The sequence below is a fragment of the Actinomyces oris genome (assembly GCF_001937445.1).
GTDB classification, from domain to species: domain Bacteria; phylum Actinomycetota; class Actinomycetes; order Actinomycetales; family Actinomycetaceae; genus Actinomyces; species Actinomyces acetigenes.
On the sequence record NZ_MSKS01000025.1, the window covers coordinates 22,193 to 36,183 of the forward strand.

General features: G+C 69.3%; 11 protein-coding genes. 5 read left to right on the top strand and 6 right to left on the bottom strand.

The window, feature by feature from the left end; genetic code table 11:
- Positions 1–62: 62 nt before the first annotated feature.
- Complete coding sequence (gene istA / locus BKH20_RS07855) at positions 63–1,706, top strand: IS21 family transposase (RefSeq protein WP_075390593.1); 1,644 nt, start codon at positions 63–65, stop codon at positions 1,704–1,706.
- Entirely contained in the window at positions 1,634–2,518 is an 885-nt protein-coding gene (gene istB, locus BKH20_RS07860) for an IS21-like element helper ATPase IstB (RefSeq protein ID WP_276565254.1), read from the top strand. Before istA ends, istB begins: the two co-directional genes overlap by 73 nt.
- Before the next feature lie 25 nt (positions 2,519–2,543).
- Here istB and BKH20_RS07865 read toward each other — a convergent pair whose 3' ends face one another.
- The 6 genes from BKH20_RS07865 to BKH20_RS07890 all read right to left on the bottom strand — a co-directional run bounded on the left by BKH20_RS07865 (position 2,544) and on the right by BKH20_RS07890 (position 9,459).
- Positions 2,544–4,856 carry a copper-transporting P-type ATPase gene (locus BKH20_RS07865; protein WP_075390594.1) on the bottom strand — a complete coding sequence of 771 codons (2,313 nt, stop codon included), beginning with the start codon at positions 4,854–4,856 and terminating at the stop codon, positions 2,544–2,546.
- Between the two features lie 45 nt (positions 4,857–4,901).
- Positions 4,902–5,156 (bottom strand): hypothetical protein, encoded by a 255-nt coding sequence (locus BKH20_RS07870; RefSeq protein ID WP_075390595.1) that lies wholly within the window; start codon positions 5,154–5,156, stop codon positions 4,902–4,904.
- 187 nt (positions 5,157–5,343) lie between these two features.
- On the bottom strand, positions 5,344–6,828 hold the full coding sequence (locus BKH20_RS07875) for a multicopper oxidase family protein (RefSeq protein ID WP_017177248.1): 1,485 nt from the start codon (positions 6,826–6,828) through the stop codon (positions 5,344–5,346).
- Positions 6,829–6,885: 57 nt separating this feature from the next.
- Positions 6,886–7,941, bottom strand: coding sequence for a sensor histidine kinase (locus tag BKH20_RS07880; RefSeq protein WP_075390662.1), 1,056 nt, complete (start codon positions 7,939–7,941; stop codon positions 6,886–6,888).
- A 50-nt stretch (positions 7,942–7,991) separates the two neighbouring features.
- Positions 7,992–8,708 carry a response regulator transcription factor gene (locus BKH20_RS07885; protein WP_003787392.1) on the bottom strand — a complete coding sequence of 239 codons (717 nt, stop codon included), beginning with the start codon at positions 8,706–8,708 and terminating at the stop codon, positions 7,992–7,994.
- A gap of 31 nt (positions 8,709–8,739) precedes the next feature.
- Entirely contained in the window at positions 8,740–9,459 is a 720-nt protein-coding gene (locus tag BKH20_RS07890; protein ID WP_075390596.1) for a DUF6803 family protein, read from the bottom strand.
- Between the two features lie 148 nt (positions 9,460–9,607).
- On the opposite strand from BKH20_RS07890, the gene BKH20_RS07895 reads away from it, so the two are divergent.
- Genes BKH20_RS07895 through BKH20_RS07905 form a run of 3 tightly spaced genes read left to right on the top strand, consistent with a single transcriptional unit; the run spans position 9,608 to position 13,894 of the window.
- Entirely contained in the window at positions 9,608–10,861 is a 1,254-nt protein-coding gene (locus BKH20_RS07895; RefSeq protein ID WP_256693095.1) for a hypothetical protein, read from the top strand.
- A 19-nt stretch (positions 10,862–10,880) separates the two neighbouring features.
- Complete coding sequence (locus tag BKH20_RS07900) at positions 10,881–12,947, top strand: hypothetical protein (protein WP_075390598.1); 2,067 nt, start codon at positions 10,881–10,883, stop codon at positions 12,945–12,947.
- Entirely contained in the window at positions 12,944–13,894 is a 951-nt protein-coding gene (locus BKH20_RS07905; protein ID WP_075390599.1) for a YncE family protein, read from the top strand. The genes BKH20_RS07900 and BKH20_RS07905 overlap by 4 nt, the downstream gene beginning before the upstream one ends.
- Positions 13,895–13,991 lie beyond the last annotated feature (97 nt).

The following is a 13,991-nucleotide window of genomic DNA, read 5'->3' on the forward strand; positions in this document are numbered from 1 at the left end:
GCCCCACCCCTTCACGCTGGTCCCCATCACTGGGAACCAGTCGCGAGGGCAAGGGAGCCAAGATGGGATCACGAGTGCAGCTGTACGCCGACATCCGCCACGACGCGCGAGTCGATGGCCTGTCCATCCGCGAGCTCGCCCGCAAACACGGAGTCCACCGCCGCACCGTCCGCCAGGCACTCGCCGCAGCCGAACCCCCACCCCGCAAGAAACCGGTCCGCACAGCACCGCGCCTGGACCCGTACAAGCCGGCGATCGACGAGATGCTCACCTATGACCTGACCGCGCCGCGCAAGCAGCGCCATACCGCGACCAGGATCCTGGCCCGGCTGCGCGACGAGCACGGCGCCACCGACCTGTCCTACTCCACGGTGCGGGACTACGTCCGGGTCAGGCGCACGCAGATCGATCTGGAGGCCGGGCGCCGGGTGGAGGCGATGGTGCCGCAGGACCACGCCCCCGGCGCGGAGGCCGAGGTCGACTTCGGCGAGGTCTACGTCATCCTGGACGGCGTCAAGACCAAGTGCCACATGTTCGTCTACCGCCTGTCCCACTCCGGCAAGGCCATCCACCGCGTCTACCCGACCGGCGGACAGGAGGCCTTCCACGCCCTGGGCGGCATCCCCACCCGCCACATCCGCTACGACAACCTCACCTCCGCCGTCGTCCAGGTCATCCACGGCGGCGACCGGCTACGCGACGAGAACGAACGCTGGGTGCTGTTCCGCTCCCACTACGGCTTCGACGCGTTCTACTGCCAGCCCGGCATCGACGGCGCCCACGAGAAAGGCGGCGTCGAGGGCGAGGTCGGATGGTTCCGCCGCAACCACCTCACCCCCATGCCCGAAGTCGCCACCCTGGACGAACTCAACGACAAGATCCGCGCCTGGGAGCACGACGACAACACCCGCCGCATCACCGGCCACGCCAACACGATCGGGCAGGACCACCACGCCGAGCTGCCCCACCTGGCACCGTTGCCGGCCGACGACTTCGACCCCGGCCTGATCCTCCACCCCCGCGTCGACCGCTCCGCCCTGATCACCGTCCGCATGGTCAAGTACTCCGTCCCCGCGCACCTCATCGGCCAACGCGTCCGCGTGTCCCTGCGGGCCTCGTGCGTGGTCGTATTCGAGGGCCGCACCGTCCTCGCCACCCACCCTCGCCTCGGCACCCGTGGCGTGACCCGGGTCGAGCTGGACCACTACCTCGAAGTGCTGCGGCACAAGCCCGGCGCGTTCCCCGGCTCCACGGCCCTCGCGCAGGCCCGCGCCGCCGGAGCATTCACCGCGGCCCACGACGCGTTCTGGGCCGCGGCCCGCAAGACCAGCGGCGACGTGGCCGGGACCCAAGCGTTGATCGACGTGCTCCTGCTCCACCGATCCCTCCCGTCCGACGCGGTGATCGCCGGCATCACCTCGGCCCTGTCGGTGGGCGCGATCAGCCCCGACGTCGTCGCCGTCGAAGCCCGCCGCCATGCCACCACCCACACACCCGCCCCAGCCAGCCAGACCAGGGGCGGGACGGTCGTGAACCTGCCACCCCGACGCCCCACCAACCCGCACCAGGTCATCGCGCACCTGCCCGAAGACACCCGGCCCCTGCCCACCGTCACCGCCTACGACGAACTCCTGTGCCGACGCCAACCCGATCCCGCCCCGGCCCCCGCCGAGACTCACCACCACACCCCGACAGGAACCCCATAACCACCACCAGCACCAGCCGTCCCGAGAGCCTTCGCCGTCGTCAGGGCCTCACCGAGCAAGCCGCGCAGGCCGCGATCGACCAAGCCTGCCGCCGGCTTCGGCTGCCCACGATCCGCGCCGTCGTCGACGACGCCGTGACGGCCGCCACCAAGGAACAACTCACCTACCAGGGCTTCCTCGCCGAACTCCTCCTGGCCGAGGTCGACGACCGCGACCGCCGCTCCACCCTGCGTCGCATCAAGAGCGCCGGCTTCCCCCGCGAGAAATGGCTCGCCGACTTCGACTTCACCGCGAACCCCAACATCAACCCCACCACCATCAACGAGCTCGCCACCGGCGACTGGATCCGCCGCGGCGACCCGCTGTGCCTGATCGGGGACTCCGGCACCGGCAAGTCCCACCTGCTCATCGCGCTCGGCACCGCCGCCGCCGAGCAGGGCTACCGCGTCCGATACACCCTCGCCACCCGGCTCGTGAACGAGCTCGTCGAAGCCGCCGACGAGAAACAACTCACCAGGACCATCAACCGCTACGGCCGCGTCGACCTCCTCGTGATTGACGAGCTCGGCTACCTGGAACTCGACCGGCGAGGCGCCGAACTGCTGTTCCAGGTCCTCACCGAACGAGAGGAGAAGAACGCCATCGCGATCGCCTCCAACCAGTCCTTCTCCGCCTGGACCGACACCTTCACCGACCCCCGCCTGTGCGCAGCAATCGTCGACCGCCTCACCTACAACGCCACCATCATCGAAACCGGCACAAACTCCTACCGCCTCGCCCACACCCGAGCCCGGGCATCTGTGATGGGGTGAACAACGACCGGCTGGGCTCTTGGGGTCAGCGGTGACGGCGCAACCGCAGCGAGTTGGTGATCACGCTGACCGAGCTGAGGGCCATGGCGGCGGCCGCGATGACGGGCGACAGCAGCCAGCCAAAGGTCGGGTAGAGGGCGCCGGCGGCCAGCGGGATACCGAACACGTTGTACACGAACGCGAAGACCAGGTTCTGGCGGATGTTGCGCATCGTGTCGACCGACAGGTCGCGGGCCTTGACCAGGGCGGCCAGGTCACCGCCGAGCAGGGTCACGTCGGCGCTCTCGATGGCCACGTCGGTGCCGGTGCCCATGGCCACACCCACGTCGGCCACGGCGAGGGCGGGGGCGTCGTTGACGCCGTCGCCGGCCATAACGACCGTGTGGCCCTGGGCCTGCAGGGCCTGCACGTGGCCGTGCTTCTGGTCGGGCAGGACGTCGGCGACGACCTGGTCGATGCGCAGCTCGTCGGCGATGGCCCGGGCGGTGGTGGCATTGTCGCCGGTGAGCATGACGACCTTCATCCCGCGCCGACGCAGGTCCTCGATCGCGCCGGCGGTGGTCGCCTTGAGCGGGTCGGCGATGGCCAGCACACTGGCGGGCCTGCCGTCGACGGCCACGACGATCGCGGTCGCGCCACGGCGACGGTAGGCCTCCACCACGGCGTCCAGGGCATGGGTGTCGACGTGCTGGCTGCCCAGGAAGGCGGGGCTGCCGACGAGCACGTGCTGACCGTCGACGATGGCGCTGACACCGCCACCCGGGTGGGCGGCGAAATCGCTGGCCGCCGGCACCGTGCGTCCCGTCTGGCGGGCAGCATCGACCACCGCCCTGGCGAGGGGGTGTTCGGAGCCGGCCTCCACAGCCGCGGCGAGCAGCAGTGTCCGGGCGTCCTCGTGGCCGTCGACGCCCTGCTGGTCGACCAGGCTGGGGCGGCCCTGGGTGAGGGTACCGGTCTTGTCGACGACGACGGTGTCGACCTTCTGCAGTCGTTCGAGGGCCTCGGCGTTCTTGACCAGCACGCCCTCGCTGGCGCCGCGCCCGACCCCGACCATGATCGACATTGGCGTGGCCAGACCCAGCGCACACGGGCAGGCGATGATCAGCACGCTGACGGCGGCCACGATCGCGAACGGCAGCCGCGGCTGCGGCCCGATCGCCAGCCACAACCCGAAGGTGGCCAGGGCGACGGCAATCACGACCGGCACGAACACCGCCGAGATCTTGTCGACCAGTCCCTGGATCGGAGCACGGGACCGCTGCGCCTGGGAGACCAGGTCGACGATCCGGGCCAGGGTCGAGTCGGCGCCCAGGCCAGTGGCCTCCACCACCAGGCTGCCGCCCTGGATGATCGTGCCGCCGATGACCCGGTCACCGGGGCTCTTGTCGACCGGAACCGGCTCGCCGGTGATCATCGACTCGTCCACATACGCGTGACCATCGACCACGGTGCCGTCGGCCGGCACCTTCTCGCCCGGCCGCACCCGGCACCGATCGCCCAGCTGCAGTTCGGCGGCCGGCACGTCGGTCTCGGTGCCGTCGGCCCCGATGCGGTGCGCGGTGGCCGGTGACAGGTCGAGCAGGGTGCGGATCGCACCGGAGGTCTGGTCGCGGGCCCGCAGCTCGAGGACCTGGCCGAGCAGCACCAGGGTGATGATGACTGCCGCGGCCTCGAAGTAGGTGCCGACCCGGCCGTCCATCGCCCGCATCCCGGACGGGAACAACCCCGGCGCCAGCACCGCGACCACGCTGTACAGCCACGCGGCACCGACACCCAACGACACCAGGGTGAACATGTTCAGGTGACGGCTGACCACCGACTTCGCGCCGCGCACGAAGAACGGCCACCCAGCCCACCACACCACCGGCGTCGACAGGGCCAGCTCGAGCCACGGCGCGACGCTGCCGGGCAGCGCACGCCCCAGCACCATGGGAACCATCACCATCGCCACCAGCGGCACGCTCAGCACCGCCGCCACCCGGAACCGGCGACGCATGTCGACGAGCTCCTGGTTCGGGCCGTCGTCGAGCCCGGCCGAGACCCGCTCCAGCGCCATGCCACAGATCGGGCAGTCACCGGGGCCGTCGCTGCGGACCTCGGGGTGCATCGGGCAGGTCCAGTCCCCTGCAGCGACCGCACCGGCCACCACCGCCGGCTCGCCGGTGGGGTGCTGGTGGTCGTGGTGCTGTGCGGCCGGCGCGTCCCCACCGTCGGCGGGTTGCAGGAACATCCCGCACTTGGGGCAGCGTCCCGGGTGGTCGCTGGTCACCTCGGGGTGCATCGGGCACGTGTAGCGGGTGGTGTGGTCGTGGGTGGCGGTGGCTGCCGGGTGGTTCATGGGTTGCTCCTCGAGACGGTGCTGCCGGTGGATGGCGGGCGGTGGTCAGTGCTGGGATCCGTGGTCCATCATGCGCATCATCAGCCACATCATGAGCATGCAGCTGATGGCGGGCACGAGGGCGGCCAGGACACCGCCGGCGGCGAGGCTGGCACGTCCGGCCCACAGGTAGCCGGCGACCACGAGCAGCATCGGTGCGCACATCAGCAGGTGCATCCAGTGGTGGGACTTGCCGTGCTGGTGGGAGTTGCCGTGCTGGTGGGTGGTGCTGGTGGGGGCCTGGTCGGGGCTCGTGTACATGGCGTGTCCTTGTCTGCTCGGGGAAGGGGTTTTCCTTCCACTTCCACGGTGACGGGGCGAGGTCAATGAGCTCGCGAGGTTTGGTGAAGGTCTGGTCAAGCTCTGAAGACGGCGATGGTGAGGCTGCCGCAAGGGGGCAGCCGCGCCATCAGGGCAGGCGTGGGTGGCCGACATCGGCCGGGAGATGTCAGTAGCGCAGGGTCGTCATCATGCCGAGTTCGGCGTGGTAGATGTTGTGGCAGTGCAGCATCCAGGTGCCGGGGTTGTCGGCCTGCAGGTCGGCCTCGACGGTCTCCATGGGGCGGATCAGGACGGTGTCCTTGCGCAGCCCGTCGCTGCCGGGCAGGGCCCAAGTGTGGCCGTGGATGTGCATGGGGTGGGCCATCATCGTCATGTTCGTCATCCGCAGCCGCACGCGCTGGCCGCGGCTGAGCGCCAGTGGGGTGTCCTCGCCGAAGCGTTTGCCGTTGAGGCCCCACGCGTAGGGCTTCATCTGGCCGTTGAGTGCCACGTCGAGGGTGGTGTCGGGCTTGCGGTCGGGCAGTCGGGCGCTGTCGGCGGGCTTGAGCTGGGTGGTCAGCAGGGCCTTGCCGTCGAGTTCTGCGATGCGGGTGTCCGGGGCCGGGACGTTGCCGGAGCCGGTGCGCACGATGGCGCGGGCCGGGGTGCCCTTCTTGCCCTCGGGCGCGGCCTGCAGCACGAACACGCCGTCGCCGAGGGTGATGGTCGCATCCAGTCGTTCTCCCATCGCGAGGTAGACGGCGCTGGCCTGGGTGGGGGTCACAGGGAACCCGTCGGTGTGGGTGACGGTGAGTCGATGGCCCTGCAGGGCGAGCTTGAAGATGGTGTCGGAGGAGGCGTTGACGACGCGCAGTCGTACCTTCTGCCCGGGCTTGGCGGTCAGGGTGCGGGGCGCGGCGGGGACGCGGCCGTTGACGAGGTAGTGGGGGTAGGTGACGTCCCCGGCGTCACCCAAGGGTGACATGCCGTGGTCCATGCCGCCCATGTCGTGGTTCATGCCGCTGGACACGGTGCCGTTCTGGGCCTTGAACGCGGCGAGGATGTCATCGGGTGAGGTGCCCACGCCATCGGCCCAGTCGTCGAGGGTGATGATCCACTCGTGGTCGTAGCGGCCGGGTTCAGCGGGGTCGTCGATGACCAGCGGCCGGTACAGGCCGCGGTCGATCTGCACCCCGGTGTGGGGGTGGAAGAAGTAGGTGCCGGGGTCGGGGGCGACGAACTGGTAGGTGAAGCTGCTGCCGGCCTCGATGGGTTGCTGGGTGACGCCGGGCACGCCGTCGCTTGGCTGGCGCAGCGCGATGCCGTGCCAGTGGACGGAGGTGCTGGTGGGAAGCTTGTTCTCGACGCGGACCTGCAGCAGGTCTCCGGCGCGGGCCCGCAGGACGGGGGCGTCGAGGGTCTCGTCGTAGGCCCAAGTCCTGGCCGTGACGCCGCCCAGATCGAGGGTGACCGGCCGGGGCGTGAGGACGTGGTTGACGGTCTTCGTGCCGGGGGCTGCGACCAGCGGCGTCTGGCTGGGGATCGTCAATGGGGAGTTCGGCGCGGCGGGTGCTGCGGCCGGGGTGTTCTTGGCGCCGCAGGCGCTCAAGGCCCCTGCCGAGGCCAGGCCGAGACCGGTGAACAGCACGTGGCGGCGGGAAAGTGTGTTCATGTCCTTGAGCCTGTCGGGCCCGGATGAAGCCCCCGGCAGGGGTTGGTCAAGATCTGGTCAAGAAGTCACGGTGGGCAGGGTCAGCGCGAAGGTTGCGCCGTGGCCAGGGCCGTCGCTGTGGGCCGTCAGGTCACCGCCGTGGGCGCGGGCAATGGCCCTGGAGATCGCCAGGCCGACACCGGTTCCACCGTCGACGTCGCGAGTGCGGGTGTCCTCGACGCGGTAGAAGCGTTCGAAGACGTGGGTGAGGGCCTCGGTGGGGATGCCGACGCCGTTGTCGGTGACGCGGACCACGGCCCGGTCGTGCTCGTGTCTCATCGCGACCTCGACCCGGTTGCCGCCCACCGTGTGTTGCAGGGCGTTGCGCAGCAGGTTGTCCAGGACTTGCCCGATGCGAGCGGCATCCACGTCGACGCGCAGGCCGGGAACGGTCTGGGCGTGCAGCGTCACCCCGGCGGCGTCGTAGGCGTGCCGGGCTGCGGCGACGCTGGCCGTCACGATCTGGTCGAGGTCCTGGTGGCTCAACGACAGTGGGATGCGGCCTTCCTCGGCGCGGGAGACCTCAGAGATGTCGGCGGCCAGGGCGGCCAGCCGCTGGTTCTGCCGTAGCAGGATCTCGACGTTTGCGGGGGTGAAGTCGACCACACCGTCCTGCAGTCCTTCGAGGGTGACCTGGGTGGCGGCCAGCGGGGTGCGCAGCTCATGGCCCAGGTCGGTGAGCATGCGTCGTCGGGTCTGCTCCGTGGAGGCGATCTGGCTGGCCATGTGGTTAAAGGCGTCAGCGACCTGGGCCAGCTCGGGGCTGGCCGGGGTCATCATGACGGGTTGGTCGTAGTGTCCGGCGGCGACATGTTGGGCGCCGTCCACGAGGGCTTCGACCCCGCGCGACAGGTTCCGGTTGAGGACGGTGGCGACCCCGAGGGCGGCGAGCATCGCGGTGCCCAGACCCACGGCCAGTGACACCAGGCCCGCGTCGTGGAAGGCCTGCTGAGCGTGCTCGACGACATCGGGCTGGGCATGGCCGGCTTCGAGCATGTGCATCCGGAACCATGCCGGGCCGACCAGCAGTGCCGTCAGCACCGTGGTGGCGGCCATCGCCGCCACCACGGCCATCTGGGTCCACAGCAGTCGGCGTCCCCAACTGCCGCGCGGGTTGCGCGGCATCACTGCCCTTGGCCCATCCGGTAGCCGACGCCGCGCACCGTCTGCACGAACCGGGGCTGGGAGGGGTCGTCACCGAGCTTCTTGCGCAGGTGCGCGATGTGCACGTCGACCAGGTGGTCGTCGCCGACCCAGTCCTCGCCCCACACGGCGTCGGTGAGCTGGCGGCGGTTCAGCACCCAACCGGGGTGTTCCGCCAGGGCCTGCAACAGGTCGAACTCGGTACGGGTCAGCTCCACCGGTGACGCGTCGAGCTCCACCCGACGCGACGACGGGTCCAGGGTGAGAGCGCCGATGCGGTGCACCACCGCGGCCGTGGCGCCCGTACTTCCGGCGCGGGGGCGTCTCAGCAGCACCTGGATGCGAGCCACCAGCTCACGCGGGCTGAACGGTTTGGTCATGTAGTCGTCCGCGCCGACCGACAACCCGATCAGCTTGTCGACCTCGTCGGCGCGGGCCGTGAGCATCAACACGTAGCAGTCGCTGAAGGTGCGCAGCTGGCGGCACACCTCCACCCCGTCCATGCCCGGCAGGCCCAGGTCCAGCACCACCACGTCGGGGGCTGTGGCCCGGACAAGGTCAAGCGCGGCCAGCCCGTCCCCGCAGGTCTGGGCCGACATGCCGGCCCGCTCGAGGTAGTTTTTCACTGTGCCCGACAGCACCGGCTCGTCGTCGACGACCAGAACACTCGGTACAGCCGCAACAGAAGCGCTGTTCATGACACCACCTCACCACGGACCCGGCCGGGGATCAATTCGACGGGGCGGAGCTGGGCATCATCGTCGAGTGGTCCATGTCCGTCATGCCACCCATGTCGTGGTTCATGCCGGACATGCTGCCCATGTCGTGCTGCACCGAGGCCGGCGCCTTCGGCGAATAGCCCATGACGGCAGGGTCGAGCATGCCGAAGATCATCGCGACGTGGGCCACCACCAGGAACACCGCCACCATCGCCACGTGCAGGCGCAGGCGCCCGGTCTCGTCGCGGCCCAAGAGCTCGGCCTCCAGCAGGCTGATCAGCAGCATCGGCACGCCACCGGCCAGGTACGACAGGACAGCGATCACGTCCGCGGGGCCACGCCAGCCACCATTGACCGTCAGCGGAACCACGGCAGTGATAAGCAGGTGCAGGCCGATGAACACCCACACCGGCCCGGCCAGCAACCCGGCCCAGTGGCCCACCTTCGTCACCCATCCCGGCGCCGGACGCTCACCCCGACGAGCCAACAGCATCACCAACTCGGTGATCGCGAGCGTCTCGGCCAGCACGACTGGAAGCGCCATGAACAACAGCAGGTTCCACGGCTGACGCACGGCCAACAGCCCCATGTAGTGGGTCATCGGCATGCCCTCCATCCCCGACCCGGAGGTCAGGTCAGGGGCGGTCAGGGCCAGGGCGGCAGCTGCGATGGTGCCGACACCCAGGGCAACCAGCGGCACGGTACGGGAAGAGTTCTCGTTCGAGGTCATGGCCACAAGCCTCGAAGCCCCACACCAAGGTCGGGGCAAGGGAATGTGAAGATTCGGTCAAGCCGGTCTCCGGGTAGACATGGGGCCAGAACAGACCGTCACCATGGGGCCAATCGAAGTTGACAGAGCCACTGGTAGGAGCCTCGTCATGAGCCAACAAGCCGCCCGGCACCCCCATCGCACGTCCACGGCACCTACGCACCGTCGACATCGATCCTCCCGGCTGCTCCTTGCCGCAGCACTGCTGGCCCTCCCGTTGAGCGCCTGCGCCGGTCAGCTGACCTTAGCCCCGAACCAGGCCACACAGGAGGTCACCGTCAAGGCCACTGCACTCAGCGCCGAGCAGGTCACGAGCATGGAGGCCGACGCCAACACGGGCCCGGACATCGACTTCACAACGCTTCCCACTGAGAACAGCACCATCACGGTGCTCATCAACTGGGAGAAGAACCATCGCACGCCCGTGGGAACCACCCTCGTCAGCCGGAACCGATCAGACGGCGCCCTGAAGTGGGCGGTGGCGATCACGCCCCCGGGCGCATCGCGCAACGCGCTGGAGAATGCAGACGCCCCGCAGCAGAACGTCTCAACCCTGCTGCAGTCCCGCACCAGCGGAGAGATCGTCGTCAGCCCCGACGGGCGCCGCATCTCCCTCATCCTCGCCCCGCATCACGGGCAGCTCGAGGAGAGGCTCGCCGAACAGGAGTCCTACGTCGTCGTCCTGGACGCCACGAGCGGCACCGTGGTGCGCACGGAGGAGCTCAACGGAGTGATCCTGGGGCAGGGTCTGACGAACAGAGCTCTGGCCGTGGAGACCACCAACGACTACTTCCCCGGAGGTACGGGGGAAGGCCAGGTCCATGTCTTCGGGCTGGACGCCCCGTCCTCCCCACCCTCGTCATTCGCCACCGATCAATGGCTCGCGGGGGCCGGGACCGACTCGCTGCTGCTGTCACCGCAGCCGCCTTCCCCGTACGGGCCGGAAAGCAACTCCGGCGCATCGACCGTCACCCAGGTGGATACCTCCGGGAAGGTCCGCTCAACCATCAAGGGTGTTGAGGCCGTGCACCCGGGCGGCTGGGTCACGCAGGTCAGTGACCCGGCGGCCGTCAATGCGTCGGCCAACCTCGCAGCGGCGGGCAAGAAGGAGAAACCGGCCTCTCTCAACGCCGCCCTGCAGGGCCTGACGCGGCAGGTCGTCAATGTCTCCACGGGAAGCAGCGTGGATGTCACCGGAACGATCGTCGAAGACCTGGGAGTCCCGACCGGACCCGGGCTGGTGGTCGGCCGGACGAGCACTGACGCGAGCGGTGAGACAACCTACACCCCAGTCTTCTGGCTCAGCGCCAACGACGACGGCCACCCCCACACCGAGAACCTCGAGCAGTTCACCAGCAAGTAGCGGCCCGGAAGACAGCACGATGACCGATGAGCACAGTGACCAGTCCCAGGACACCGAGTCCCCTGCACCCGCCGGCTCGGCGGAGGCAGCCGAGGCCACCGAGACCGCCGAGGCCGAAGAGCCCACCGAGGCCGCTGACTCCGTTGGCGCCTCAGACGACTCGGTGCCCGATCCTCCGCGACGCGTCCTCACGATGCTGCGGGCTCTACGGGCCCTGCGCCTCGGCTGGCTCCTGGCGGTCGGGGCGATGGCCGTGCTGTTCCTCGTCTACCAGAGCGGGATGAGGGATCCCGGTGACGCGATGAAGGGGGGCGGGGGCTTTATTGGCGGCCTGGCCGTGCTCATGTGGATCGCCGGCTACTTCAAGTGGAGGGAGAACGCGCGTTCTGCCTTGAAGAGCTATCCCACCTCACCGCGAGCACTCGTCAGGAAGACGGTCCTCTTCCAACCGCTGTGCTTCCTGGTGTTCTCGGGCGGCTTCGCCGTCGTCCTTCTTCGTCTGTGGTACGTCCAGCTGCGTAGCACCTCGGTCAGTATCGACCAACTGCTGACACTGGCGGTGGGGGCGCTGGGCCTGGGCCTGCTGGCGGCGACCGATCTCCTGGTTCGTGCCACCCGGGCCACCTATTTCCCGCCGCCGAAGAAACGGCGCTTTTCAGAGCAGCTACATCGCCTGCGGAGGATTCGGCTGCCCCGCCCCTCGTGGCGCTCCGTCCTCGGCGCGGTCATTCTCATCGTCGTTCCGCCGCTCGCCCTCGGGGCAGCGGCCACGGTCCCACACCTGGTCGCGAGCCGGGTCACGCCGTCGACCGCTGCGAGTATCGACACCTCTGCGCTTCCGGCACTGCCCCGGTCCTTCGCCTCGACGGCGGCCTGGTCGCAGGACATCCACAACATGGCGGAGGTGGTGGCCGGTGCTGCCGGGCCAGTCGTCCTGAGCAGCGACGGCGTCGTCGGCCTCAATCCCGCCGACGGCTCGACCCGGTGGACCTATCCGCGCAAGCACGCGCGCTTCATCCGCTGCTACTCGAGCCCGGACCGCCGTCACCTCGCGGTGACCCTCGATGCCACCGACGGCGAGCAGCCGGAGGGAATGAGCATCGACCCCCTGGTGGTGGTCCTCGATACGGTGACCGGGCGCGTCACCTACGAGGGCTTCAGGCAGGAAGGCGTCCTCCAGCTCACCGACTCCGTCCTGCTCAACGGCGCCACCGGCTACTCGCTCACCGACGGCTCCCGACTGTGGTCCATCGACAAAGAGGATGTCTCCGTCTCACCTGATACCTGGCCCTACTCGGGTACGGCAGGTCACTCCACCTTCCTCCTGCGGGGCACGCAACGACGCCCCGATGGGGAAGAGTCCAGCGACGGAGTGTACGGAACCTACACGCTCATGCCCGACACCGCCCCCTCGGTACGCCGTGAGAGCGCCCCGCTTCTCACCGACGGCCGGGGCGACCTTCTCGTCGTCGATGGCTGGGTGGCCGCCTTCACGCAGACACCCACACCGATCGACTTCCAGACCTCCCCGGAGGGTTGGGCGGCGCAGGCCGTCAACCTGGACGCCATGGCGGGCGTCGCCGGTGCCGACACCACCACCTATGACCTGGGCCTGACGTCGGGAGCCAACCTCACTGCCTCCCGCGCCACGAGCACGCTGACGACTCTGCCTCCACGGACCGTAGGTCACGGAGCCGGCAGTACACCGTCATCTCCCCAGGAACTCGAGGGCGGTACTACGACCGCCGCGATCTTCGACCCCCAGACCCAGACCGTCTCCCACTCGGCGCAGAAGGCCGGGGTCCTGTCCTACGCCGGCCTCGCCCGCGCCGAGTCCGGCGGTGGCGGCGTCCTGAGCGTCAGCAGCGGGGAGCGCACCCCGGCGACGGTGGACGTGCCCGCGGGCTCCACCTACTACCCGCCCGGGATTCGGCACTTCTGGACCATCGATAATCCATCGCCGTCGTCGGATCCGCTGCTCACCCCCCTGAGCACGCCGGGAACGACCCTCGTCATCATGGCCACCGGCCCGGACCAGGGCTCCCACTCCTTCCGTATCTTCGGCATCTCAGGAGCCTCGTCATGACCAGCACACGCCCTCACCTCCGTCGCCGGCGCCTCATCGGCTCGGCCCTGGCTGCGGCTGTCCTGTTCGCGGGGGCCGCAAGCGCCTGCAGCCCGAGCCCCTGGCAGCTGCAGCAGGTGGAGTCCACCGCCCTGAGCGCCTCGCAGGTCAAGGAGCGCATCTCGAAGACTCCCACCAGCACTGACTACTACTCCACACCCATCGGCGAGGACTTCCTCCACGTCTCCGCTCAGGAACTGACAGAGAAGGAGAAGGCGCAACGCAGCCGGCAGGACCGGTCGGGGGCGAACAGCTCCATCGTCGCCAGGTACCGCGGCTCAGACGGCTCGGTGCTGTGGGCGCGTGAGATCACACCGGCCGTCGTCAACTGGCTCGACGACGACGGCAGCTCTGCCCAGGACGTTGCCCACGACCTCCTCGACTGGCGGCCGGCAGGCTACGCCGTCGTCAGTCCCGATGGCCGCTATGTCTCCCTCGTCCTGCGTCCACCGCAGATGAGGCCCGTGCTTCACGACTCGGACGACGACCGCAACCCGCTCGACGTCGCCGCTCAGCGCACCCACGTCCTCGTCCTCGATGCCGCCACCGGGGAGACGGTGCACACCGTGGAGGTCTCGGGGCTCATCCTGGGGCAAGTGCTGACCAACGACTCTCTGGCCGTGGAGACCGCCCGGGCCTACTACCCGGCCGGGGACGGGAAGGGGACGGTCACCGTCTACTCCCTGACCGACACCTCCGCCGCTCCGGCATCCTTCTCCACCGACCAGTGGCTCACCGGAATCGACGACGGCGCCCTGCTCCTGTCCCCTCAGTCGCTGGCCACCGGATGGAGCAACGACGTGTCGGTGACACTCACCCGCGTCGATACCCGGGGGCGAAAGCTCGGCACTATTGAAGGCGTCACCGCACCCGACCGGAAGCATTGGGAGCGACCGAAGCAACGTTAGATCGCCTCCTGGGGCACGCTGGCTCCGATCGTTACGGAGGGGAGAACTATCCCCGGTGTTCTGCCTCGTTCCGCCTCACCATCACGATCCGGTCACC

Bases quoted from the DNA above. Each gene is read 5' to 3' on its own strand.
- istA (WP_075390593.1), top strand. From the start codon at position 63: ATGGGATCACGAGTGCAGCTGTACGCCGACATCCGCCACGACGCGCGA.
- BKH20_RS07870 (WP_075390595.1), bottom strand. From the start codon at position 5,156: ATGTACACGAGCCCCGACCAGGCCCCCACCAGCACCACCCACCAGCAC.
- BKH20_RS07880 (WP_075390662.1), bottom strand. From the start codon at position 7,941: ATGGCCGTGGTGGCGGCGATGGCCGCCACCACGGTGCTGACGGCACTG.
- BKH20_RS07905 (WP_075390599.1), top strand. From the start codon at position 12,944: ATGACCAGCACACGCCCTCACCTCCGTCGCCGGCGCCTCATCGGCTCG.
- BKH20_RS07885 (WP_003787392.1), bottom strand. From the start codon at position 8,708: ATGAACAGCGCTTCTGTTGCGGCTGTACCGAGTGTTCTGGTCGTCGAC.
- BKH20_RS07895 (WP_256693095.1), top strand. From the start codon at position 9,608: ATGAGCCAACAAGCCGCCCGGCACCCCCATCGCACGTCCACGGCACCT.
- BKH20_RS07900 (WP_075390598.1), top strand. From the start codon at position 10,881: ATGACCGATGAGCACAGTGACCAGTCCCAGGACACCGAGTCCCCTGCA.
- BKH20_RS07890 (WP_075390596.1), bottom strand. From the start codon at position 9,459: ATGACCTCGAACGAGAACTCTTCCCGTACCGTGCCGCTGGTTGCCCTG.
- BKH20_RS07865 (WP_075390594.1), bottom strand. From the start codon at position 4,856: ATGAACCACCCGGCAGCCACCGCCACCCACGACCACACCACCCGCTAC.
- BKH20_RS07875 (WP_017177248.1), bottom strand. From the start codon at position 6,828: ATGAACACACTTTCCCGCCGCCACGTGCTGTTCACCGGTCTCGGCCTG.